Here is a 22,611-nt window from a genome sequence, read left to right as displayed (position 1 = left end):
AGACCTTTCCGATGGACCCGCGACTACTCGACTATTACAACCAGGAACTCATCTACATGCGCGAGCTCGCCACCGAGTTCGCACAAGCACACCCGAAAATCGCGCGTCGGCTCGGCATGCAGGCCGGTGAAGTGGCGGACCCCTACGTTGAACGCCTGATCGAGTCGTTCTGCTTCATGGCCGCGCGCATGCAGCTCAAGCTCGATGCGGAGTTTCCGCGCTTCACGGGGCGGCTGCTGGAAGTGATCTACCCAAATTATGTCGCCCCCACGCCGTCGATCGCGGTCGCGCGCCTGTACCCCGGTCAGGCCGAAGGCAATCTGGCCGCAGGCTACCGTATCGCGCGCGGCACGTCGTTCAAGGCGCGGGTTCCCGATGGTGAAAAAACCGCTTGCCAGTTTACGAGCGGTCAGGACGTCACGCTTTGGCCGCTCACGATCACCGATGCGCGCCTGACGGGCATTCCGCCCGACATTCCTGCGCTCGACCGCCATGTTCCGCCTGACCGACAGGTGCGCGGTGCATTGCGGCTGCGGCTGGCGACGACAGGCGACGTGCGCATCGCCGATCTGAAGGGGCTCGATCGGCTGCCCGTGTATCTGGCCGGCGACGAACAGGTCGCTTCGCACTTGTTCGAGTTGCTGCACGTTGCCTGCGTCGCGTCCGTGATTGCCGCGCCGGGCGAATTCGGCGTGCCGGGCCGCTCTCCCGCCGTCGTGACTCACGGTGCGGTCGAACACGAGGGCTTGCGCACCGATCAGAACTTGCTGCCACTCACCTGGACGAAGTTTCACGGGCACAACCTGCTACACGAATACTTCGCGTGCCCGGCACGGTTCTGGTTCTTCGCACTCAACGGTCTTGCGGAAGGGTTGTCTCGCGTAAACGGTCGTGAGGTCGAAATCGTCGTGCTGCTCGACCGGGCGCCGGCCCAACTCGCGAACCTTGTCGACGCGTCGCGCTTCGCGCTGTTCTGCACGCCCGTCATCAACCTCTTCAAACGGCATACCGACCGCATCGAGATTTCTCCCCGCGAGACTGAGTCTCATCTGGTGCCCGCCCGGCTCGCACCGCTCGACTACGAAGTGTTCTCGGTGGAGACCGTGCATGGACAGGTCGCAGCAACCTCGGACGAACTGGAATTCCGTCCGCTCTATCAGACACTGAACAACGACGAAGGCAATCACGGGCGATATTTCTCGACACGGCGGGAACGGCGGCTCGTGTCCGATTCGGCGCGCCGTTACGGCACGCGTACCCCCTATGTCGGCACCGAAGTGTTTCTCTCGCTGGTCGACCAGAACGAGGCCCCTTACGGTGAAGACATCCGTTTCCTGTCAGTCGATGCACTGCTGACGAACCGGGATCTCGCCACGCTCGTGCCGCGCGACGGCGTGCGTGACTTGGCCACGGAGGAGTCCGCACCCGTCGAAAGCATCGGTCTCATTCGGCCGCCGAGTCCGCCCAAAGCCCCTTATGCGGAGCGAGAGATGGCATGGCGCCTGATCCGCCAGCTCAACTTCAACTACCTGCCGCTCGAAGGCCTCGATCATCGTGACGGTGGTCAGGGACTACGCGACCTGCTGCGCCTCACCCTTTCGACCGACAACAACGAACATCTGCGGCAAGTCGAAAGCCTCGTCGGCGTCAACACGCGTCCGGTAACACGCAAGCTGCCGAACACGGGCCCGATGACGTTCGGGCGTGGCATCGAGTGTGCGGTAACGGTCGACGAGGCCGGTTTCTCCGGCGTGAGCCCCTATCTATTCGGTACGATTCTCGAGCACTGGCTGGCACGCCACGTGTCGATCAACAGCTTCACGCAGACCGAATTGCATTCGATGCAGCGCGGCCGTATCGCACGCTGGCCCGTGCGCACCGGGACACGCGGAGTGCTGTGATGAAACGCGCGACCCTGCCGGCGCTCGTGCGCGACAGCACGCTTTCGCCCGACCTGCTAGAAAGTCTCCAAATGGAGCCGTGGCGCTTCGGGTTCCTGTCGCTGTTGCGGCGTATCGGCGCGAACCCCGCGGTCGACCCGATCGGCACCGCCCGCCGACCGCAGGCGGAGCCGTTCCGGCTCGGACAACAACCAAGTCTCGCTTTCGCGCCGCGCGAAATCGCCAGCGTCCAGGAAGCGGCAGGACGACTCAAGGTGCGGCTCTTCGGTCTCGGCATGCTCGGGCCGAATGGGCCACTGCCGATCCATGTGACCGAATGGGCACGCGAACGTGAGGAGGGCCGCCGCGACTCGACGACGGTCGACTTCTTCGACATTTTCCATCACCGGTTCCTGACGCTGTTCTATCGCGCGTGGGCATCGGCACAGTCGACAGCCGGCCTCGACCGGAAAAACGACGAGCGGTTTTCGTTCTACATCGCCAACCTCACGGGCCACGACACCGCCGAAATCGGGCGGCGCCCGTTGCCCTCGCACGCGCGACTGGCGGCGTCCGCGCATCTCGTCCGCGAGTCGCGCAACGCGGACGGACTGCGCGCCACACTCGAACACTACTTCGGCGTGCCGGTCGCGATCGAGGAGAATGTATTCCACTGGATCGCAATCGACCCAGCCGATCAGGGACGCATGGGCCGGCCAGGCCGCGCCGCGACGATGGGACAAGCCGCGATGCTCGGCCGCGTGGCGCCGGACCGCCAGCACCGGTTCCGCATCGTAATCGGCCCCATCGATCTCGACGCGTATTTGCGTTTCACGCCGCAGGGCGAGGATCTGCCGCGTCTCGTCGAATGGGTGCGTGCGTTTGTCGGCTACGAACTGGAATGGGAGCTCGAACTGCGCATCAAACCCGAAAGCGCGCCGTCGGCCGTGATGGGCGGCCGGCAACGCATGGGATGGTCCGGATGGCTGGGGCGCCCGAGACCCGACCGGCCAATTACCGGCATGCGGTTCGAGCCCGAGCGTTACGTGCGACATTTCGAACAGCACACGACTGAATCCGACAATCGACCATGAGCAAAAAGCAGTCACCCCGACAGCCCATATCCGGTAAAGGTACCGCGAAGGACACACCGCATCACGACTGGCTCGCACCCGTCAGCGATTCCATGGCCTGCGGCCCGGACCTCGAATACGACCACGATTTCGTCGTGCTGTTCGCGGGTGCCGCACCCAGACAGGACGTGCAGTACGGCGCGTTCGTCGGTGCACCCGATCCCGTCAACTGGAGCGAGATCGAACGCGACTGCCAGCGGCTCATGCTGCGCACGAAGGATATTCGAGTCGCTGTGTTGTACACGCGAAGCCGCACGCGGCTCGCCGGTGCCGCAGGTCTTGCAGATGGCACAGGATTGCTGGCCGCCTGGCTCGATGCGTTTCCCGACCAGGTGCATCCACAGCCCGATGTCGACGGTGGGCGCGACGCGGCACGTGAAATGCGGATGAATGCGATACAGGCGCTCGCCGATCCGGACGGACTGCTTGCCGACGTGCGCGAGATCGTGCTTTCGAAGTCGACGCTCGCGCGACTGCAGGTGCGCGATGTCGAGCGTGCGTTTGCACATCCCCGCCCCGCCGATGCTCTCGCGCCCGAGTCCGTTACGCAGCAGTTGCACGATGTGCGCGCGCAACAGCCCGAAGTGATGGCAGGTTTCGACGATGCGATGACGCACCTCGCTGCAATCGATGCATGGTGCGCCGTGCATCTCGACGGGCAACTGCCGGAGCTGTCGTCGCTCACGCGGCTCCTCGGCAGGTTGAATGCGCCCGCGTCGGCGAACGCGGTCGAGCAGTTGGAAGAATCCGATGATCCCTCATCGGCCTCCAGCGAATCATCAGGAAGTGATGCGTCAGCGCCGCTCGAACCGCCGAATGACGGACCGGTTAGCGCCACCGCGTGCATAACGGCCCAACCGAGATCCGCACCGGCGGACCGTCAGGCCGCGCTCGCTCTGATTCGCACGGCGCGAACGTGGTTCGAGACACACGAACCCAGCAGCCCGATTCCTGTGTTGCTCAAACGTGCGGAGCGGTTCGTCGGCAAGCCTTACGCCGAGGTCGTCACGGCAATTCCAGCCGAGCTTCTGGCGCAGTGGGAAGAAACCGAGAGTGGTGGATAGCAACGGACATCTTGCTACCTGGCACGCGTGGATACACAGGTGCAGACATGCTGGACAGCGAGGGAAGGCCCGATATTCAGCGCCCAGTTGGAAAAATGAGATGACGAAGACAGTAGCAGAACTGCAGAGCGAACTCGATCGCCTCGACGCGGAAATTCGGCTCACTCGCGAACAGGAATTGGGTGGTCCGCTCAATCAGATCACTGAGCTCATGGCGCAGTGGTCAATCAGCCTGGATCAGGTGGCCCGGCATTTTCGGCACCGCTTCGGAACGGAAGCGACTGATGCGTCGCTTCGCGGCACGAACGATCCCGAGTTGACAGCGTTTCTCACGCGCGCCATTAGGCAGATCCTGTCCGATGATCCCGCCCCGCCATCTTGTCCGAGGTGCGCTAGCGACAACACGTGGCTCGTTTATCGCAGCAGCAGCAGCCACCCCATTCCCACATTTTGCTGTGACGCTTGCAACCGGCCCTTCACGCGTCTTCACGGCACGTCAATTCAAAATCTGAAAAACAAGGAGAAGTTGTTTGAATTCCTACCTTATCTAGCGCATCGACAGCCGCTCGACTCGGTCGCCGCCGAAATGCACGTCACGCGAGCGACGGTGTTGTCGTGGCTACGACGCCTTCGCGCCTTGCTGTGGACGCTCGATCCATCGGGACACTACGTGGCCCGCGTGCGCCTCGGTCGAAAGCCCGCGCCGCGTGAACGCTAGTTCCCGTACTGCAAGGCACAAACACTGGCGTACCGGCCCGACCACCCGTCAGGTGCTGTCCGAGCTAATACATTTGATCTCCGGCTCGTCAGATACTGCACACGGCATGCGTTCCCACACACCTTGACGACGCCACCACAAGAAGCGCAAGTACACCATTTGCCATCGGCCGACGTCCTTCGGAAAATCGTGTCACAGGCAGCCCGTTCGATCGATCCAGGAAACGGCTTCGACAAACCAACGACTGTTCGCCGCCGTTCGCCCCCGACTGCCTTCCTTGCCCGGTAATACGAACTCGATTCGTGCCTATGCCTCGTCGCCCAACAACGTCCGACTCATCTTGGCCGGCACGCGCGAAAGACTCGATGTAAATACAATTCATCGAATGTACACCGGCCCTGACGATTCTCTCGATACAACCCCATAGGACAGGATGCTCCCGTCGCCGCGCTCTCCGACCCACCGTCAGCCCGCGAGCTTCTTCAGCGCATCCAGCACCGCATCGCCCTTGAACGGCTTCACGATCCAGCCCTTCACGCCGGCCGCCTTGCCGCGCTCCTTCATCGCCGGGCTGCTTTCGGTCGTCAGCATCACGATGTTGACCGAAGCGTTCGCCAGTTCGCCGCGGATCTTCTCGACCATCGTCAGGCCGTCCATGTTCGGCATGTTCACGTCGCTGATCACGAGGCGCACGCCGGGCGTCGCCTTGAGCTTCGCGAGCCCGTCCTTGCCGTCCACCGCCGTCGCGACGTCGAGCCCGTGATTGCGCAGGAAGCCCGCGACTTCATCGCGCACCGTGCCCGAATCGTCGACCACCAGAATCTTTGCCATGCCGTGTTCCTCTTTCGTTGTGACTGACTTCAACATTCAAAACAGTTCGAGTTCGCCCGATTCGACCATCGGCCCCACGTCCTGCACCGATTCGCGGAAATCCTCCGGCGACCAGCTCAGGCTGAACACGAAACGCTGATCGAGCTGCACCGACCGCCCCGATACGGGGTCAGCCATCCGGTACTTGAAACAGAGCTGCGGACAGTCGCCGCCGAACGAAATGAACTTCTGCTTGTGATTGACGACGAGCGGCACCTGCACCGGATGGCGCGCGAGCGCCTCCGCGTCGCCGAGATAGCGGTTCTTGAACGCGCCCCACACGAGGTTGGTCAGCTCGCCGAGCAGGCTGTTCACGTCGCGGAAATCGGGCGCGCGGCCGTCGTCGCGCGTGCCGCCGATCATGTCGAGCAGCGGCTGCTCGCTCGTCTGCAGCAGCATGTAGCCGCGGCACCACGCGCTTTCGAGCGCGATCAGGCTGAACACTTCGCCGAAGATGATCTGGTCGCGCACGATGCACGGCGTGTCGCGCTCGATCGTCATGCCCGGGAACAGACTGTCGAGCCGCGCCTCGGTGATCTCCGAGATGCCGCGCACGAGCGCGTTCGGATAGTCGCGGCCAAACAGGTATTCACCGATCGCGCGCTCGAGCGGCGTCATGTCGTCCGCGACGTAGGCCGCGCACGCGACGCGCGCGAGCGCTTCGGGCAGCCCGTCGCGCGACGCGTCCGACGCACGGCGCAGGATGATCGGCAGCTCGGGCCGCAACGCGTCGATCTGCGTCGCGACGATCGCGCTCTCGGCCGGCGAGCCGCCGTAGTCCTCGGCAAGCAGGATCGCGCCGAGATCGATGTTCGAGCGCAGCACCTTCAGCAGCCGGTTGCGCCGCACGGTCAGGCCGACCAGGTTGTGCTCGTCGCAGAAGCGCTTGATCGTCGCCGCATGCGCCGGGCTGTCGTCGAGCACGAGCACCTTGCTGACGGGTTGGTCTACGGTCATCTCGTGAAGTCCTCGGAATCGGTCAAAACAGTTCGAGCTCGCCGCCCGTGTCCACGCTCGCCCCTTCCGGCACGTGGAAATCGACCGGCGCGTTCGCGCACACGCACAGCGTCGCGCCGATCCGCACGTCGCCGTCGAGCGTCACGTCGTACGCGGCCACGTGATCGGGATTCAGCGCCGGCAGATAGTCGATGCTCGCGCCGCTCAGCAGGTAAGGCGTCGACATCCCGAGATCGGGGAACGGCGCGGTCAGCGCCTGGTTGATCGCGCCGCAACACAGGTTCGCGACTTCCATGAACGCCTCGGGTAACGGCCGCTGCGCGCTCGCGCCAGATGCGGCCGCGGCGAAATGACGGCGCGTCGGCGCATCGTCGCGAAAGCGCAGCGCGAGCAGCAGCCGGAAATGCAGGGCCGAGATCGTCAGCACTGCGACGTGCTCGGACACTGTCGGCGTCGTGCGCGACTTCATGCGCGACGGATCGTGCAACGCGCCGCTCGCATCGCCCGCTGCCGGCCGGATCTCGCAGGCGCCGCCGGACGTGAGCCGCGTGCGCGCCGCGTCGAAGAAGATCCGCTCGAAACCGGCCCGGGCCTGCGTGCTGATCACGCCGCCGCTCCTTCGAGCCGCGCATGCAGTTGCCCGGCGAGTGTTTCGAGCGTCGCCAGCGCGGCCGTGATCATCTTGCCGCCGGCCTGGATGTCCTGGAACGTCGCGGCCGTCACGAGATCGTTGCGGTTCAGGCTGTCGCGATAGCTGTTCGACAGTTGCTGCGAGCGCGCGGCGAGCCCGCGCACCTCGCTCGCGACGATCGAGAAGCCACGGCCGGCCGCGCCCGCGCGCGCAGCCTCGATCGACGCGTTCAGCGACACGATCGACACGTGCGCGACGATCGCCGACAACTCCTGGTTCTTCGCGCGCATGTCCTGGTTCTGCGTGGTCAGCGAGATCATCTGCTCGTGCCAGCGCTCGAACGTGCCGGCCAGCCCGCGCAGCCGCGCCGCTTCGTCGGCGAGCTTCGTCGCCTGCTGCGACAGTGCCGCGCGCTCGGCCGCGAGCGCCTGCAGCGCGTCGCGCTGCTCGCCGGCGCCGGCCGACTCGCGGGCGAGCGTTTCCTCGAGCTCCGTCTCGCGGCGCGCCCCTGCCTGCGCCGCGTCGGCCTGCGCGGCGGCGGCTTCGTCGGCACGCGCATCGGCCGCGCCGAGCGCGTCGCGCAACGCATCCGCTTCGCGCGTGAACGCGGCAACGAGCCGCGCTCGCATGACGCGACACACGATCGCGGCGATTGCCGCGACCACCAGGCCGCCCGCCAGCGCGGCGCCGATCGGAATCATCCACGCTTGCACGATCACTCCGTCACGTCGACGTTCGCGATGCCGGCGCGCGCGTGCGGCTCGGCGTGGTGCGCGGCGCCGTCCGCCGCGAAGCGCGCCGGCAGCGACACGATCGTCTCGAACGCGCGATACGGCGAGCCGACGCGATCGTCGGTGAAGCGCAACGCAATGTCGCCGCCGTCGCGCTTCAGGAAGTTGCGCACCGCGTCCATCCCGACGCCGCGCCCGGACACTTCGGTCACGGCACGCGCGGTCGAGAAGCCCGGACGGAAGATCAGTTCGGCCACCGCTTCGTCGGTCAGCGCGGCTTCGTTGCCGGCGTCGATCCACCCACGCTCGCGCGCGATCCCGCGAATCCGGTCGAGCGCGAGGCCGCGACCGTCTTCGCCAAGCACGAAACGCAGCGCGCCGTCGTCGACGTCGACCGCGATGTCGATCTTGCCGGCCGGCGGCTTGCCGGCCGCGCGACGCTCGTCGGACGTTTCGATCCCGTGGTCGATCGCGTTGCGCAGCAGGTGCATGAACACGTTCTTCAGCGTCGCGCCGATCTCGCTGCGCACGCGATGGCCGTTGCTGTCGATATGCACGACGGGCGCCGGCTTGCCGAGTTCGGCCGCGAGCGACGGCAGCGATTCGATCACGCCGCCCAGCGCGTCGCCGATGCCCTGGGTGCCGAACTGGCTCAGCAGGCGGCGCACCGAGTCGCGCGCCGCGAGCCAGTCGCCCGCGTTCGCCGGATCGGCGCCGTCGAGCATGCGCAGGCTCTCGCTGATATGCGCGCGCTCGACCATCAGGTAGTCGCCGCCGCCCGGCCCCGCCGGCTCGCCGTGGCGGCCGAGCGTGACCGCGTTGATCGTCGCGTAGTGATCGACCGCCTCGCGCACGCGGGCCAGGTCGTCCATCAGCGCATCGCGGTTCCACTCGGGGCCGCTGTCCGCGCGGCGCAGCGATTCGTACGCCTGCTCCGCTTCATGCACGATGTTGGTCAGGTGCTGAAGGCTGTAGGTGCGCGCATTGCCCTTGATCGTGTGCATGTTGCGGAACAGCGCCGCGACGATCGAGTGATCCGCGCGTTCGTGCTGGCGGATCATCCGCTCGTTCTCGCTGAGGAAGCCCTTCGCGCTGTGCACGAAGTCATGGAACTTGTCCTGGCTGATCGACAAAATCTCGCCGATCATCTCGAGGCGGCGCTGCTGCTCGCCGGCCTGCGCGGTCAGCTCGCGGATCTCGGTCACGTCGCGCACGCACAGCATCAGCCGCACGACCGTGTCGGTCTCGTCGGTGATCGCCGACCAGCTCAGGTCGAGCCACTTCTCGCGGCCGTCCGGCATCCGCTTCGCGACTTCGTTGACGAGCAGGTGCTCGTTGAACGCGAAGTTCATGCTGTCCTCGCCGAGGCACGCATGCACGGCCGCCTCGACCTGAGAGCGCGCGTCGGCGCCGATGCTCGAAGCGTCGAACACGAGCGCCATCAGGTCGCGTCCGGCGATGTCGCTCGTCTCGAAGATGGTCTCGAGGTAAGCCGAATACTCCGCATGCACGACGCCGCCTTCGACGACGGTCAGGATCCCTTGCTGCATGTTCTGCAGCATCGCCTGGATGTCGGCCGTCTTCTGCTTCAGTTGCGCGGCGTTCTCCTGGATCTTCTCGATCATCCCGTTGAACGCGACGATCGAATGACCGATCTCGTCCATCCGACCCACCGGCACGCGGCGCGTGAAGTCCTGGCTCGTCGCGATCTCGCTCATCGCCGTCTGCATCCCGATCAGCGGGCGCGCGATCTGGCGGTACAGCACGAAGCCGAGCGCGGTCAGCAGCACGACCACCGTGCCCGCGACAGCCGCGATCGCGGTCGCCGTGGTCGACAGCATGCCGTTCAGCGCGCGGATCGCGTCGTCCTTCTGGCGGTTCTTCTCGACGCGCAGCGTGTCGACGATGCTTTCGAGTTCGTCGCGATACTGCGCGACGTTCGCGAACAGGTACGCCTGCGCCATCTCCGGCTTGCCGTCGGCCTTCATCTTCACGGTGTCGTCGATCGCCGCGAAGTAGTTCGCGGCGCTGTCTTTCGCCTGCGCGACGAGGCCTTGCTGCGCCTGCCCGACCGCCGACTTCGCCTGCGCGTCGAGCGCCGCGCGCAGTGCGGCCTGTTTCGCCTTCAGCTCGTCGCGCGCCTGCGCGGCGGTGTTCGCGTCGGGTGCGTACACCAGCGTCATCGTCGCGATCTGGATGTTCTTCACGTCGGCGACGAGATCCGCCGACGCGAGCGCGCTCGGCACGATTCCCTGGGTAACCTGACGCACCTCGGATGCGCTCTTGCGCGTCTGGTACACGGCGTACACGCCGATCGCGGACAGCGCGAAAAACGTCAGGACGACTAGCAGCGTAATGCGATGACGGATGGTCATGAGTACAGCTCCCCGGCGGCGATCCGGCTTCGATCGCCCTTTGGTCTATTGAAAGAATGTGAGCGGCGAATTATCGGGGATGGTGTATGACTGTCCGATGACTGAAAATCAATCGGTCATTGAGGAAATCGCAATGGTCAATTGCGGGGAGAAAATCCTAAAGTTTTTCCTGGATCGGCCGTTAATCTCCAGCCTGTATGGCCCGCCTGGGCTGCCCGGCAGCGTACAACAAACGAATCCGGATATTTATTCTTCTATTCACGATCCGGTAATTCAATCCGGTCGAATACCGGTAAAACGTTTGCGCATTATCTTGCGAAGCGGAGCGGTCATGCAGCCCCTCATGCAACCTTTTACGCACGATAGCGAATTCAATGACGCGCGGCGTCTCACCGGCCCGGTCGTCGCCGCTCACGGATCGAGCGCGATACCGCCCCTGCGAGCCCGGCCGCTCGCGATTGCCATCCGCGCCGATTGCCACACGACTTGCACTGCGGTCAGTTTTCGCACGCCGCCGCGAGCCAATCCTCGACCTGTAGCTCCGGGACCCGCTCAAACTCACGCGTGTTGTGCGTGACAAGCACCAGGCGTCGCGCTCGCGCCTGTCCTGCGATCAATGCATCGTATGGCCCGATCGGTGTTCCTACCGCGGCCAGTTGCGCACGGATTTCGCCGGCATGCTGCGCATCTTCCGCATCGAACGACACGACCTCGAACTGAAGCCCCTCGACGCGTGCCAGATTCGCTGCCGCTCTCTGACTCTTGTACGCCCCGTAATAGAGTTCATGCGCGACGATCGCGGGAATTCCGAAATCCGCAGGTTGATGGCTACGCAGTCGGGCCAGCATGGCCTGTTCGCCTTTCAGAATCGCGATTACCGCGTTGGTATCCAGCAGAAACTTCATTCAAACACGTCCAGCCCTGGACGCTCTTGAGCGGCAGGCTCGGTTGCCGCGGCGGCCTCGAAATCGGCGTCAACCGGGCCGATCAACGGTGTCAACCATGCCCAGTCTTGCGGCACCGGTTCGAGAATGACCGACGCGCCGTGCCGACGAATCCGGACCTCCGTTGTATCGAATCGGAAATCCTTCGGCAAGCGGACGGCCTGCGATCCACCATGCTTGAAAATCTTGGCAGTCTCCATCTCCCAACCCCATGTATCTACAAAACGTATCTATTTTATCAACTATGGGTTGCGATGACGAGTCACCCGGCCGGCATATTGACCATAACCCGTCGCCTACCGGCAAATTTCCTCGTACATGACACAAGTAACCGACCCCGATATCCCACACTGCGGGCGCGGCATTCATTCCATACAGGAAACAATCAATCGCCATCCGGCGATTCACCGCGCCGTCCGCGCGATCTAGACTGTCGGATCATTCCCCTACCGGACCCACGCAATGACCGACGTCCTGCCGCTGACCACCGACTCCGAATCCGGCCTCCAGTACCGGCTGCGCCCGGCCGCCGGCCGCCCCGCGGGCCGCCTGTTGCTGCTGCACGGCGTCGGCGGCAACGAAACCAATCTGCTGAACCTGGTCGACACGATCGATCCGCGCATCGAAATCGCCTTCGTGCGCGGCCCGCTGACGTTCGGCCCCAACCAGTACGCGTGGTTTCCGGTGCGTTTCGGCCCGAACGGCCCGGAAATCGACGCGGCCCGCGCGGAGGCGAGCCGCGTGCAACTGATCGCGCTGCTGCGTGCGTTGCGTGCGCCGGACGCCGACGCCGGCGCGCCCGGCTTGCCCGCCGTGATCGCCGGTTTCAGCCAGGGCGGCATCATGAGCGCGAGCGTCGCGCTCACGTCGCCGGCCGACGTCGCCGCATTCGCGGTGCTGTGCGGGCGCATCCTGCCCGAGATCGATCCGCTGATCGCGTCGCGCGACGCATTGAGCCGGCTGCACGCGCTGGTGATGCACGGCCGCTTCGACGACAAGCTGCCGCTCGCGTGGGCCAATACGGCCGACGCGAAGCTGACGGCGCTCGGCGTCGCGCACGACACGCGGCTCTACGACGCCGGCCACGAACTCACGGCGCCGATGGCCGGCGACTTCGGCCGCTGGGTCGGCGCGCGCGTCGGATTGAACTGAGCGCGGCGGGCGGTCGACCCGCCCGTGCGCATCGTCGGACATCGTCAGACGTTGCTCGCCGGATCGGCGATGGCCGGTGCGGCGCTTGCCCGCTCTCGCGCGGCGCCGCGCTTCGCCAGCTTCCAGCCGATCACCAGCGCGAGCACGACCAGCGGAATCATCCCGACGGTCCACGTGCCGCCCGGGTAATCGAACGCCATCAGCACCAGCACGCTGACGAGAAACCCGAGCGTGAGCCACGACGTGAACGGCGCGCCGGGCATCCGGAACGACACCGGGCTCAGCTCGCCGCGATTGACCGCGCGGCGGAACAGGATCTGGCACATCACGATGAAGCCCCAGGTCGTGATGATCCCGAGCGACGCCATGTTCAGCACGATCTCGAACGCCTGCGCCGGCACGATGTAGTTCAGCGGCACGCCGATCGCGTTGACCGCGACCGTGACGAGGATCCCGCCGTACGGCACGCCGCGCGCGTTCATCCGCGACACGAAGCGCGGCGCCGAGCCGCCCATCGCGAGCGAACGCAGCACGCGCCCGGTCGAATAGAGGCCGGAGTTCAGGCTCGACAGCGCGGCGGTCAGCACCACGACGTTCATCACCGTGCCGACGTACGGCACGCCGAGCTTGCCGAAGAACGTCACGAACGGGCTTTCGTGCGCGCTGTACGCGGTCCACGGCAGCAGCATCGTCAGCAGCACGACCGAGCCCACGTAGAACAGCGCGATGCGCCACATCACGCTGTTGATCGCCTTCGGCAGCACCTTGCGCGCATCGGCGGTCTCGCCCGCCGCGACGCCGACGAGCTCGATGCTCGCATACGCGAACACGACGCCCTGCACGATCAGCACCGCGGGCAGGATGCCGTGCGGAAAGATCCCGCCGTGATCCGCGATCAGGTGCAGCCCCGGCATCTGGCCGGCGACCGGATGGCCGCTCGCGAGAAACACGGCGCCCACCCCGAGGAACAGCGCGAGCGTGCCGACCTTCACGATCGAGAACCAGAACTCCATCTCGCCGAACACCTTCACGCCGATCATGTTCATCACCGACACGATGCCGAGCGCGCCGAGCGCGAACACCCACTGCGGCACGTCCGAGAACGCGGCCCAGTACTTCATGTAGATCGCGACCGCGGTGATGTCGACGATGCCGGTGGTCGCCCAGTTCAGGTAGTACATCCAGCCCGCGACGAACGATGCGCGCTCGCCCATGAATTCCCGTGCGTACGACACGAACGCGCCGCTGGTCGGCCGGTGCATCACGAGCTCGCCGAGCGCGCGCATGATCAGGAATGCGAATACGCCGCACACGAGATACACGACCGCCAGCGCGGGCCCCGCGCTCTGCAGGCGGCCGCCCGCGCCGAGAAAGAGGCCGGTGCCGATCGCACCGCCCATCGCGATCATCTGCACGTGGCGCGGCTTCAACTGTTTCGCATAGCCGGCTTCGTGCGACGCGAACATCGCGTCGCGATCGGCATGACGGGGATCCGCGCCGCCGGCCGTGTCGGCCGGGCGCTCGCTGACGTGCTTCATGGTGTGTCTCCGTTTCTTGATGTATTGCGCCCGTCGACGGGGCGCTGCGGTAACGGGCGCGCGCGGGCCGCCGGCGGCATGCGCCGGCGCCGCGCGGCCGGAATCAGTACGCGCGCGGACGGATCAGCGCTTCGGGCTGCAGCGCTTCGTCCAGTTGCGCGGCGGTCATCAGCGCGCGATCGAGCACGACTTCGCGAATTGACTTGCCGCTCGCGTGCGCCTCGGCGGCCACGGCCGTCGCGCGCTTGTAGCCGATGTACGGGTTCAGCGCGGTCGCGAGCGCGACCGACCGCTCCATCGTGTCGCGCAGCCGCTCGGGGTTCGCGGTGATCCCGCTCACGCAGCGGGTCGCGAGCGTCGTGCAGGCGGCCGTCAGGTGGCTGAAGCTGCGGAACAGCGCGCTCGCGATCACCGGCTCGAACGCGTTGAGCTGAAGCTGTCCGGCCTCGGCGGCGAACGTCACCGTCAGGTCATTGCCGAACACTTCGAATGCGACCTGGTTCACGACCTCCGGAATCACCGGGTTCACCTTGCCCGGCATGATCGACGAGCCGGCCTGCACCGGCGGCAGGTTGATCTCGCCGAACCCGGCGCGCGGGCCGCTCGACAGCAACCGCAGGTCGTTGCAGATTTTCGACAGCTTGACCGCGATGCGCTTGAGCACGCCGGAAATCTGCACGAACGCGCCGCAGTCCTGCGTCGCTTCGATCAGGTTCGGCGCGGTGCTCAGGTCCAGGCCGGTGATGTGCCGCAGCGCGGCCAGCGCCTTCGCCGCGTATTGCGGATGCGCGGTGATGCCGGTGCCGATCGCGGTCGCGCCGAGATTGATCTCGCGCATCAGCCAGCCGGCTTCCTGCAGGCGCGCGATGTCTTCCGTCACCATCACCGCGTAGGTCGAGAATTCCTGGCCGAGCGTCATCGGCACGGCGTCCTGCAACTGCGTGCGGCCGAGCTTCAGCAGGTCCGAGAACGCGTCGGCCTTCTCGGCGAACGCATCGCGCAAGCGCGCCATCGCCTCGAGCAGATGCTCGACCGCGAAGCAGGTCGCGATCCGGATGGCGGTCGGATAGACGTCGTTGGTGCTCTGCGCGAGATTGACGTGTTCGTTCGGATGCAGGTATTCGTACTGGCCGCGGGCATGCCCCATGATTTCGAGCGCGCGATTGCAGATCACCTCGTTCGCGTTCATGTTGGTCGACGTGCCGGCCCCGCCCTGGATGATGTCGACCACGAACTGGTCGTGCAGCCGGCCTTCGCGGATCTCCACGCACGCCGCGGCGATCGCGTCGCGATACGCGGCCGGCAGGAGCCCGAGCTCGCAGTTCGCGTCGGCGGCGGCTTCCTTCACGGCCGCGAGCGCCATGACGAAGTACGGCAGCGACGCGATCGTGCGCCCCGAAATGTCGAAGTTCTCCTTGGCGCGCAGCGTGTGGACGCCGTAGTACACCTCATTCGGAATACTTCGTTTCCCTAAAAGATCCGCTTCGACGCGAAAGCCGTTTGCCGTCATGGTGTCCCCTCCAGAATTGTCCCGTGCCGCCATCGGAAACCGGCTGCGCTCGCCGCTTCCCGGGACGACGGGATCGCATTCTATGCCTTTGCATAAAGAAGCTCGCTTATGTATTATCGAAAGCGGTTTTGCGTGGGACGCAACAATGAGAGACGAATGAAAAGCATGGCGAGAGACACCGGCCTCGATCACCTGGGCGCGATGCGCGCGTTCGTGCGGGTAGTCGAAATGGGGAGCTTTTCCGCGGTCGCGAAGGAGATGCACGTGTCGACGTCCACCGTCGCGCGCAAGATCACGGCGATCGAAGAGGCGTTGGGCGTCGCGCTGCTGCATCGCTCGACGCATAGCGTGACACTGACGGAAGCTGGCCACATCTACCTGGAACGCGCGGCCACGCTGATCGCCGATCTCGACGACACGCTGCGCGTCGTCGCCGAGCTCAATGCGCAGCCGAGCGGCCCGCTGAAGCTCACCGCGCCGGTCGCGTTCGGCCGCCGCCACCTCGCGCCGCTGGTCGCGCCGTTTCTCGCGCGTTACCCGACGATCCAGCTCGACGTGCGGCTCACCGACAACCACAACGACCTCGTCGCCGGCGGTTACGATCTCGACATCCACGAAGGCGAGAACTATCTGGACAACCTGGTCGTCCACCGTCTGTCGCGCAACGACAGCATCCTGTGCGCGACGCCCGGCTATCTCGACCGCTGCGGGCGGCCCGCGACGCCGGACGACCTGCTGCATCACAACTGCCTGCGCTATGTGCATCCGGAAGGAGATCCGCGCTGGGAACTCGTGCGCGGCGACGCGCGGCACAGCGTGCTGCCGGCCGGCAACCTCGTCACCGATCATTCGGAGCTGCTGCTGGAGGCGACCTGCGCGGGGCTCGGCATCGCCGAGTTCGAGATCTGGCTGGTGCGCGATCTGCTCGCGAGCGGCCGGCTCGAAGCCGTGCTGCCGCGCTATCGGCTGCACAACAAGCTGACGGGCGAGCACATCTACATCGCGTATCTGGCGAACCGGCGCAGCTCGGCGAAGCTGCGCGTGCTGAAGGAGTTTCTCGCGGACCATCTCGCGCATATCGGCGAGCTGTCGGAGGTCGAACTGATGAAGATTCGCGACGCGGGCGCGTAGCGGCTGCGCGGGCAGCCGCGCGAGCGGCCGCGGTCGCGCCCGGTCAGTAGGCAGGCACCGAGGCCGCCGGCATCGTACGCAACGCCCGCATCCGGCATCGACGTGTCGATGCGTTGCCTGCCTTCACGCAGGCTGCAATTCGAACGGGAACGTCGCGTGCCCGATCTCGACGCCCTGCGTGTTCAGCATCCGCGGCCGGTGGAATGCGGCGAGCCGCGCGCGCTGCGCGTCCGTGCCGATCCGCAACCGTTCGAGCAGTTCGCTGACCATCATGTACAGCACGTCGATATTGCCGTCCGCGATCTTCACCGAGATGCCGAGCGCGCCGTTGGCGCCGAGTTCCCGCGTGCGCGCCGACGCGCGTACGCCGATCCCGTAGCACGCATCCGCGCCGAGCTTGCCGACGACCTGCCCTTCGAACGCATCCATCAGCACCGTGCAGTAGCGCCCTTCGCCGGCGACCAGCTCCGGATGGGCCGTCATCGCATGATGAATGCGCGCCAGCGCGCGCACGCGATCGGTGGTCGCCGCGCCGCGGGCGTCCAGCGTATCCGCGCCGTCGGCCAGGGACGCGTAAAGACGCGCGAGGCGGTCGAGCGGGAACGCCGGCGTCGGCAGGTTGCAGCCGTCGATCGCCCAGTCGACCTCGTCGTCGCGCAGGCCGCACGCTTCGGCGACTACCTGCTTCACGCGCACCTGCATCGGATGCTCCGGCAGATGGTAGTCGGCGATCGCGGCGCCGATCGCCCGCGCGCCGCCCAGCATCCCGACGTGCTTGCCCGAGCAGTTGCTGCAGACGCCGGTCGGCGTGTAGTCGCGCTTGATCCACGAACGGTACACCGCGTCCGACAGCGGCGCATGGCCGCCGCAGCGCAAATCCGACTCGTGCGCGTCGACCTTCGCCAGCATCGCCCGCGTGCGCGCGATGTGCCGCTCCTCGCTGCTGTGCGACGCGCACATCAACGCGATGTCCGCATCGTCGAAACCGAACCGCTCCGGCGCGCCCGTCTCGATCACGGCCAGCGCCTGGGCCGGCTTCGCCGCCGAGCGCGCGAGCGTCGGCCGGAACGGATCGCCGAGCCTGAACAGCAGCTTGCCGCCCGCATCCACCACCGCCACATCGGCGACGTGCGTGTTCTCGATCGCATTGCCGCGGTACGTGACGACCGCTGCGCGTTGGGTGTCCATCTTGTGCCGTCTCCTTCGTCGGGCCTGATTGCCGGGGCCCGTGCCACCGGTACGGCAGTGTATCGATTTGCCGCCGGGTCGCGCCGCCCGGCCGATGGAAAGTGGTGTTGCGCCGGATGCAAAGCCGTCGCGACGATTCCCGTCGAAGCGACTACGCGTCGAGCGCCAGCAGCGCGAACGTCGCGAGCCAGTGCTCGCCCATGTAGTCGCCGGCCACGTGCGCGAGCGCGCTCGCGAGATGCCGGTCGGCCGCGTCGAGCAGCTTCGCGCGCCGCGCATCCCCTTCCGGCAGCGCGCCGGCAAGCGAGCGCTGGCACCATGCACGACTCAGGTTCAACCCGTCCAGATGCGCGATCTTGCCGTCGCTGCGGTCGCTGACCGTTGCCGGCACGAACAGCGTCGCCGGCTCGCCGCGCGCGAGCTCGGGCAGGAAACGCGCGAACCAGCCGTCGAATTCGGCGGCCGGCAGCGTGCGCCGCATCAGTTCCGCCTCCATCAGCGCGGGCGACAGGAATTCGTCGCCCGACGGCTCCCACGCCTGGCACGCGACATCGTTGAGGTGCCAGCGTTTCGCCGTATCGACGATCAGCGCCGCGAGCCCGTCGCGCTGCGTCGCGCGCGCGAAGTCGAGCGTGAGCGCGAGCGCGAACGCGGTGTTGAAGTGCGTGCCGACGCGCAGCGGATAGGTCGCCTTCGGCAGGAAGGTTTCGAAGCGCGCGACGAACAGGTCCGTGAGCGGCGCCATCGTCTTCGCCCAGCGTGCAGCCTGCGGCACCACGCCCTTCAACGCGAGCCGCTCCAGTTGCGCGGCGAGCGCGAGCAGCCACGCCCATCCGTAAGGCCGCTCGAAGCCGCTGTTGTGCGGCAGCGCGAGGTAAGCGCGTTCGCCAGCGACGTTCGCGTCGGTGAAATGCGCGTCGACGACGGCGATGATCCGCTCGGCTTCCGGCAGCGCCGGATAGCGTTCGAGCACGCGCAGCACGAGCCAGTAGCCGTGCACGCACGAATGCCAGTCGTAGCTGCCGTAGAAGATCGGGTGCAGCGCGCGCGGCCCCTGCACGTCGTGCGGGCCTTCGAGCGAATGCGTGAGCTTGTTCGGATATTCGCGAGTCAGGTGCGCGAGCGCGAGCGACGCGAATTTCGATGCGAGTTCGGGAGTCAGTCGGTCGGTCATGGGCATCTCGTCAGAAGCGGAATACGAACGCGTACATCAGCAGCGTGTTCACGGCCAGCAGCAGCACGGCGGTCGGCCACTGCGCCTTGATCACGCCGTTCTTGTCCTTCAGTTCGAGCAGCGCCGCGGGCACGATGTTGAAGTTCGCGGCCATCGGCGTCATCAGCGTACCGCAGAAGCCGCTCAGCATCCCGATCGCGCCGAGGATCGCCGGGTTGCCGTGAAATTGATGGACGATCAGCGGCAGGCCGATGCCGGCCGTCATCACGGGGAACGCGGCGAACCCGTTGCCCATGATCATCGTGAACAGCGCCATGCCGACCGTGTAGGCGGCGACGACGGCGAACGGCGAGTCGATCGGCACCCAGTCCTTGACGAGCCCGGACACCACGCCGCCGACGCCCCCGACCGCGAACAGCGCGCCGAGCGCCGCGAGCATCTGCGGCAGAATCGCGGCCCAGCCGACCGCGTCCATCGTGTGGCGCGCCTCCTTCACCGCGTGCACCGGTGAATCGCGCAGCATCGCGAGCGCGACGGCGAACGTGACGAGCGTGCCGAGCACGAGCGAGATCAGCGTGACGCTCTTCGGATCGACGAACGGCACGCGCTTCAGCGCGAACGTGCCGATCAGCGTGACGACGGGAATCAGCAGCGCCGGCAGGAACAGCCTGTTGCCGAAGCGCAGCGCCTTCGCGTCGCGCCGCGCGGCCGCCGCGTCGCCGGCTTCGTCCGACTTGCCGCGTCCGAGCTTGCCCGAGCCCGCGATCAGCGCGAGCGCGATCGCGAGGCAGCCCATCACGAAGTGCGGCAGCAGCGCGCCGAACAGGAACGTGAGCGCGTAGATCGCCCAGAACGCGAAATTGACGACGCGACGCGGGTTCGTGCGATCCGTCAGGTTGAAGCACGCGAACGCCGCGAACATCAGCCCGGCGAGTGTATACAGCGGTTCGAGGCCGATCATCGCGCGCCCTCCCGCCCCAAGGCGCCGAAGCCGCGCGACAGCCGGCGGTCGAGCAGCGCGAGCCGCGTGCAGTGGATCAGCAGCGCGGCGATCGCGGTCGGGATCGCCCAGACCGACAGGTGCAGCGGCTCGATCGCGATCCCGTTCTGTTCGAGAAAGCCCTTGATCAGCAGGATCGACTGGATCGCGATAAAGATGTCCTCGCCGAAGAACACGGCGACGTTGTCGGCGGCCGATGCGTGCGCGCGGATCTGCTGGCGCACCGATTCCGGCAGCTCCCCGTGCTGGCTGACGGCGGCGGCCTCGGCCATCGGCGCGATCAGCGGCCGCACCATCTGCGCGTGCCCGCCGAGCGACGTGAGGCCGAGCGCGGCGGTCGCCTGGCGCAGCACGAAATACAGCATCAGCACGCGGCCGGTGGTGGCCGCCTGCACGCGCGAGATCATCCGCTTCGCCTGCTCCTTCAGGCCGTTGCGCTCGAGCAGCGCGATCACCGGCAGCGTCAGCCAGATCAGCCCCATGTAGCGGTTGTCGGTGAACGCCTTGCCGAATGCGCTGACGATGTCGACAAGATTCATCCCGCCCGCCAGCCCCGTCGCGAGGCCCGCGATCGTGACCACCAGCAGCGCGTTGAAGCGCAGCGCGAAACCGATCACGACGATCGGCACCCCAATCAGCACCAGCATTGCTCCTCCTTGTGATGGATGCGCGACGCCGTGCAGACGCGCCGCCCCGCCCGGTTTCGACCGGATTCAGGTCGCAAAATCTAGCACGAGACTTTATCGATAAAAAGTCGACAATTTGACGCTTCGGGTAAACGTTGAAACCGGTACGACGATGGGACGGCCGTGGGTCCGCGGTCTTGTGGCGGTGTTGCGGCGGTGTCGCGGCGGTGCCGACCCGGAACGGCCCGCGCCGCGCGCCCCGCTCCCGTCGCGCATGGCGGAGCGCCGGTACGCCGACTACACTGGAAGGCATCGGCAACGTTCAGGAGAGCCGCCATGATTGACGTATTCCAGACCATCGGCAGCCGCGCGTTCTCCGCTCATCTGGCGAAGGACGGGATGGTGACGCTGATGGAACAACGCCATGAAGTCGACCGCGTGACGCTCGCGACCGCGTACGCCGCGCTCGTCGAGGAATCCGAGCGGGAAGCCGACCTGCTCGACGCGACCGTCGAAGGGATGATGCGCGCGCTGATCGAGGGGTACGCGCGCACCCATTGACGACGAGGGCGCGTCTTCCGCGTGCTGCGGCGTCGCGCCGCCCGCGCTCCGCGTCGGCATCGGCCGCACACTTGCGGTAGAACAACGCGTGCCCGCTCCCGAGCTGTCGATTCGGTCTCCCCGGGCCCTCGCGCCCGTCGTCTTTCCGCCGCGCGGACGGCAAAAATTGCAGCCCCTCCCTAGAGGAAAGGGTCAGAACGACGCAATGCGCAATTTTTTCGATTGCCGCCGCTCGCGCCGCATGACAGCATGCGGGGCGTTGCCAATTGAAGAGCATTCCGTGCCGTCCGCCCGCCGATGCCGTTTGGCGGCGCCGACCCGGCACGGCCTTCCATGAACCCGGCCCACCTCCAACACTACGAACCGACCGGAGTATCCCGCTTGTGAACATCGGCATCGTCAACGACCTCCCGCTTGCCGTCGAGGCGATGCGCCGTGCGATCGCGCGCCGGCCCGAGCATCGGGTGCTGTGGGTTGCGACCGACGGCGCGCGGGCCGTCGAACTGTGCGCCGCGCAACCGCCCGACGTCGTGCTGATGGACCTGATCATGCCGAAGTGCGACGGGATCGAGGCGACGCGGCGGATCATGCGCTCCGGCCGCCCGTGCGCGATCCTGATCGTGACGGGCTGCATCGGTGCGAACGCATGGCGCGTGTTCGAAGCGATGGGCGCCGGCGCGCTCGACGCGGTCGACACGCCCCGCCTCGGCGAAGGCGCGGCCGGCGACACGGCCCGCCTCCTGCTCGCGAAAATCGACCAGATCGGCCGGCTGCTCGACGCGCCCGGCGGCGTCCGCACGGCCGGCACGACCACACGCGCGAGCGGCGGCCCGCTGATCGCGATCGGCGCGTCCGCCGGCGGCCCCGGCGCGCTCGCGTCGATCCTCGGCAGCCTGCCGGCCGACTTCGGCGCGCCGATCGTGATCGTTCAGCACGTCGATCGCGCGTTCGCCGAAGGGATGGCGCAATGGCTCGACGGCCAGACGCCGCTGACCGTGCGCGTCGCGCGCGAGGGCGACCGCCCGCAGCCGGGTGTCGCGCTGCTCGCGGCGACCGACGATCACCTGCGCATCACGCGCGCCGGCACGCTGGAGTACACGCGCGAACCGGCCGCCACGCCGTACCGGCCGTCGGTCGACGTGTTCTTCAACAGTCTGACCGAGCACTGGCCGGGCCGCGTGATCGGCGTGCTGCTGACCGGCATGGGACGCGACGGCGCGATCGGCCTGAAGGCACTGCGCATGAAGGGCTACCACACGATCGCGCAGGACGAGGCGACCAGCGCCGTCTACGGAATGCCGAAAGCGGCCGCGACGCTCGGCGCGGCACGCGCGATCCTGCCGCTCGAGCGCATCGCCGGCGAACTGGCGGCACTCGCGCGGATCTGAGCCCGATGAAATCCCGTCACACCCGTCGCGGCCATGGCGC

At 66.6% G+C, this 22,611-nt stretch carries 21 protein-coding genes; 8 read left to right on the top strand and 13 right to left on the bottom strand.

Annotated elements, in window-relative coordinates; translation table 11 throughout:
- Window positions 1–11 precede the first annotated feature (11 nt).
- The 4 genes from tssF (at window position 12) to SB786_RS18250 (ending at window position 4,795) form a co-directional block, all read left to right on the top strand.
- Window positions 12–1,901: a type VI secretion system baseplate subunit TssF gene (gene tssF, locus SB786_RS18265; RefSeq protein ID WP_410728662.1), complete on the top strand. Its 1,890-nt coding sequence runs from the start codon at window positions 12–14 to the stop codon at window positions 1,899–1,901.
- The gene (gene tssG / locus SB786_RS18260) at window positions 1,901–2,974 is read left to right on the top strand and encodes a type VI secretion system baseplate subunit TssG (protein ID WP_410728661.1); all 1,074 of its coding nucleotides are present in this window, start codon (window positions 1,901–1,903) and stop codon (window positions 2,972–2,974) included. The genes tssF and tssG overlap by 1 nt, the downstream gene beginning before the upstream one ends.
- Complete coding sequence (locus SB786_RS18255) at window positions 2,971–4,077, top strand: ImpA family type VI secretion system protein (protein WP_410728660.1); 1,107 nt, start codon at window positions 2,971–2,973, stop codon at window positions 4,075–4,077. Before tssG ends, SB786_RS18255 begins: the two co-directional genes overlap by 4 nt.
- Window positions 4,078–4,177: 100 nt before the next feature.
- Window positions 4,178–4,795 carry a DUF746 domain-containing protein gene (locus SB786_RS18250; protein WP_410728659.1) on the top strand — a complete coding sequence of 206 codons (618 nt, stop codon included), beginning with the start codon at window positions 4,178–4,180 and terminating at the stop codon, window positions 4,793–4,795.
- A gap of 465 nt (window positions 4,796–5,260) precedes the next feature.
- Here the strand turns inward: SB786_RS18250 and SB786_RS18245 are convergent, their stop codons facing one another.
- The 7 genes from SB786_RS18245 to SB786_RS18215 form a co-directional block, all read right to left on the bottom strand.
- Window positions 5,261–5,626, bottom strand: coding sequence for a response regulator (locus SB786_RS18245; RefSeq protein ID WP_006759394.1), 366 nt, complete (start codon window positions 5,624–5,626; stop codon window positions 5,261–5,263).
- A 36-nt stretch (window positions 5,627–5,662) separates the two neighbouring features.
- Window positions 5,663–6,622 (bottom strand): chemotaxis protein CheX, encoded by a 960-nt coding sequence (locus SB786_RS18240; RefSeq protein ID WP_410728658.1) that lies wholly within the window; start codon window positions 6,620–6,622, stop codon window positions 5,663–5,665.
- A 22-nt stretch (window positions 6,623–6,644) separates the two neighbouring features.
- On the bottom strand, window positions 6,645–7,229 hold the full coding sequence (locus tag SB786_RS18235) for a hypothetical protein (RefSeq protein WP_410728657.1): 585 nt from the start codon (window positions 7,227–7,229) through the stop codon (window positions 6,645–6,647).
- Window positions 7,226–7,966, bottom strand: a complete 741-nt coding sequence (locus tag SB786_RS18230; RefSeq protein ID WP_410728656.1) for a methyl-accepting chemotaxis protein — start codon at window positions 7,964–7,966, stop codon at window positions 7,226–7,228. Before SB786_RS18230 ends, SB786_RS18235 begins: the two co-directional genes overlap by 4 nt.
- Before the next feature lie 2 nt (window positions 7,967–7,968).
- Window positions 7,969–10,359: an MCP four helix bundle domain-containing protein gene (locus tag SB786_RS18225; protein ID WP_410728655.1), complete on the bottom strand. Its 2,391-nt coding sequence runs from the start codon at window positions 10,357–10,359 to the stop codon at window positions 7,969–7,971.
- Between the two features lie 497 nt (window positions 10,360–10,856).
- The gene (locus SB786_RS18220) at window positions 10,857–11,264 is read right to left on the bottom strand and encodes a type II toxin-antitoxin system VapC family toxin (protein ID WP_410728654.1); all 408 of its coding nucleotides are present in this window, start codon (window positions 11,262–11,264) and stop codon (window positions 10,857–10,859) included.
- The gene (locus SB786_RS18215) at window positions 11,261–11,503 is read right to left on the bottom strand and encodes an antitoxin (protein ID WP_011658485.1); all 243 of its coding nucleotides are present in this window, start codon (window positions 11,501–11,503) and stop codon (window positions 11,261–11,263) included. The genes SB786_RS18220 and SB786_RS18215 overlap by 4 nt, the downstream gene beginning before the upstream one ends.
- Window positions 11,504–11,765: 262 nt before the next feature.
- Here SB786_RS18215 and SB786_RS18210 point away from each other — a divergent pair, with 262 nt between their 5' ends.
- The gene (locus SB786_RS18210; protein ID WP_410728653.1) at window positions 11,766–12,455 is read left to right on the top strand and encodes an alpha/beta hydrolase; all 690 of its coding nucleotides are present in this window, start codon (window positions 11,766–11,768) and stop codon (window positions 12,453–12,455) included.
- Between the two features lie 44 nt (window positions 12,456–12,499).
- On the opposite strand, the gene SB786_RS18205 is transcribed toward SB786_RS18210, so the two are convergent.
- The gene (locus tag SB786_RS18205) at window positions 12,500–13,993 is read right to left on the bottom strand and encodes an amino acid permease (protein WP_410728652.1); all 1,494 of its coding nucleotides are present in this window, start codon (window positions 13,991–13,993) and stop codon (window positions 12,500–12,502) included.
- Window positions 13,994–14,096: 103 nt separating this feature from the next.
- Window positions 14,097–15,503, bottom strand: coding sequence for an aspartate ammonia-lyase (gene aspA / locus SB786_RS18200; RefSeq protein WP_410728651.1), 1,407 nt, complete (start codon window positions 15,501–15,503; stop codon window positions 14,097–14,099).
- Between the two features lie 156 nt (window positions 15,504–15,659).
- On the opposite strand from aspA, the gene SB786_RS18195 reads away from it, so the two are divergent.
- Complete coding sequence (locus SB786_RS18195; RefSeq protein WP_410728650.1) at window positions 15,660–16,634, top strand: LysR family transcriptional regulator; 975 nt, start codon at window positions 15,660–15,662, stop codon at window positions 16,632–16,634.
- A 123-nt stretch (window positions 16,635–16,757) separates the two neighbouring features.
- Here SB786_RS18195 and SB786_RS18190 read toward each other — a convergent pair whose 3' ends face one another.
- The 4 genes from SB786_RS18190 to SB786_RS18175 all read right to left on the bottom strand — a co-directional run bounded on the left by SB786_RS18190 (window position 16,758) and on the right by SB786_RS18175 (window position 20,643).
- Window positions 16,758–17,822, bottom strand: a complete 1,065-nt coding sequence (locus tag SB786_RS18190; RefSeq protein ID WP_410728649.1) for an asparaginase — start codon at window positions 17,820–17,822, stop codon at window positions 16,758–16,760.
- 151 nt (window positions 17,823–17,973) lie between these two features.
- A complete protein-coding gene (locus SB786_RS18185; protein ID WP_410728648.1) occupies window positions 17,974–18,996 on the bottom strand; it encodes a DUF2891 domain-containing protein in 1,023 nt (340 codons plus the stop codon).
- Between the two features lie 10 nt (window positions 18,997–19,006).
- Window positions 19,007–19,957, bottom strand: coding sequence for a DUF979 domain-containing protein (locus SB786_RS18180; RefSeq protein WP_410728647.1), 951 nt, complete (start codon window positions 19,955–19,957; stop codon window positions 19,007–19,009).
- Complete coding sequence (locus SB786_RS18175; RefSeq protein WP_410728646.1) at window positions 19,954–20,643, bottom strand: DUF969 domain-containing protein; 690 nt, start codon at window positions 20,641–20,643, stop codon at window positions 19,954–19,956. The genes SB786_RS18180 and SB786_RS18175 overlap by 4 nt, the downstream gene beginning before the upstream one ends.
- Window positions 20,644–20,958: 315 nt before the next feature.
- On the opposite strand from SB786_RS18175, the gene SB786_RS18170 reads away from it, so the two are divergent.
- Complete coding sequence (locus tag SB786_RS18170; protein WP_410728645.1) at window positions 20,959–21,183, top strand: hypothetical protein; 225 nt, start codon at window positions 20,959–20,961, stop codon at window positions 21,181–21,183.
- A gap of 383 nt (window positions 21,184–21,566) precedes the next feature.
- Window positions 21,567–22,571, top strand: coding sequence for a chemotaxis response regulator protein-glutamate methylesterase (locus SB786_RS18165; protein WP_410728644.1), 1,005 nt, complete (start codon window positions 21,567–21,569; stop codon window positions 22,569–22,571).
- The last annotated feature ends 40 nt before the right edge of the window (window positions 22,572–22,611 follow it).

The organism is Burkholderia sp. SIMBA_062 (assembly GCF_046534765.1).
GTDB lineage: Bacteria > Pseudomonadota > Gammaproteobacteria > Burkholderiales > Burkholderiaceae > Burkholderia > Burkholderia ambifaria.
Note: the sequence above shows the minus strand (reverse complement) of the source record. Positions and strands in the feature narration are given on the sequence as shown.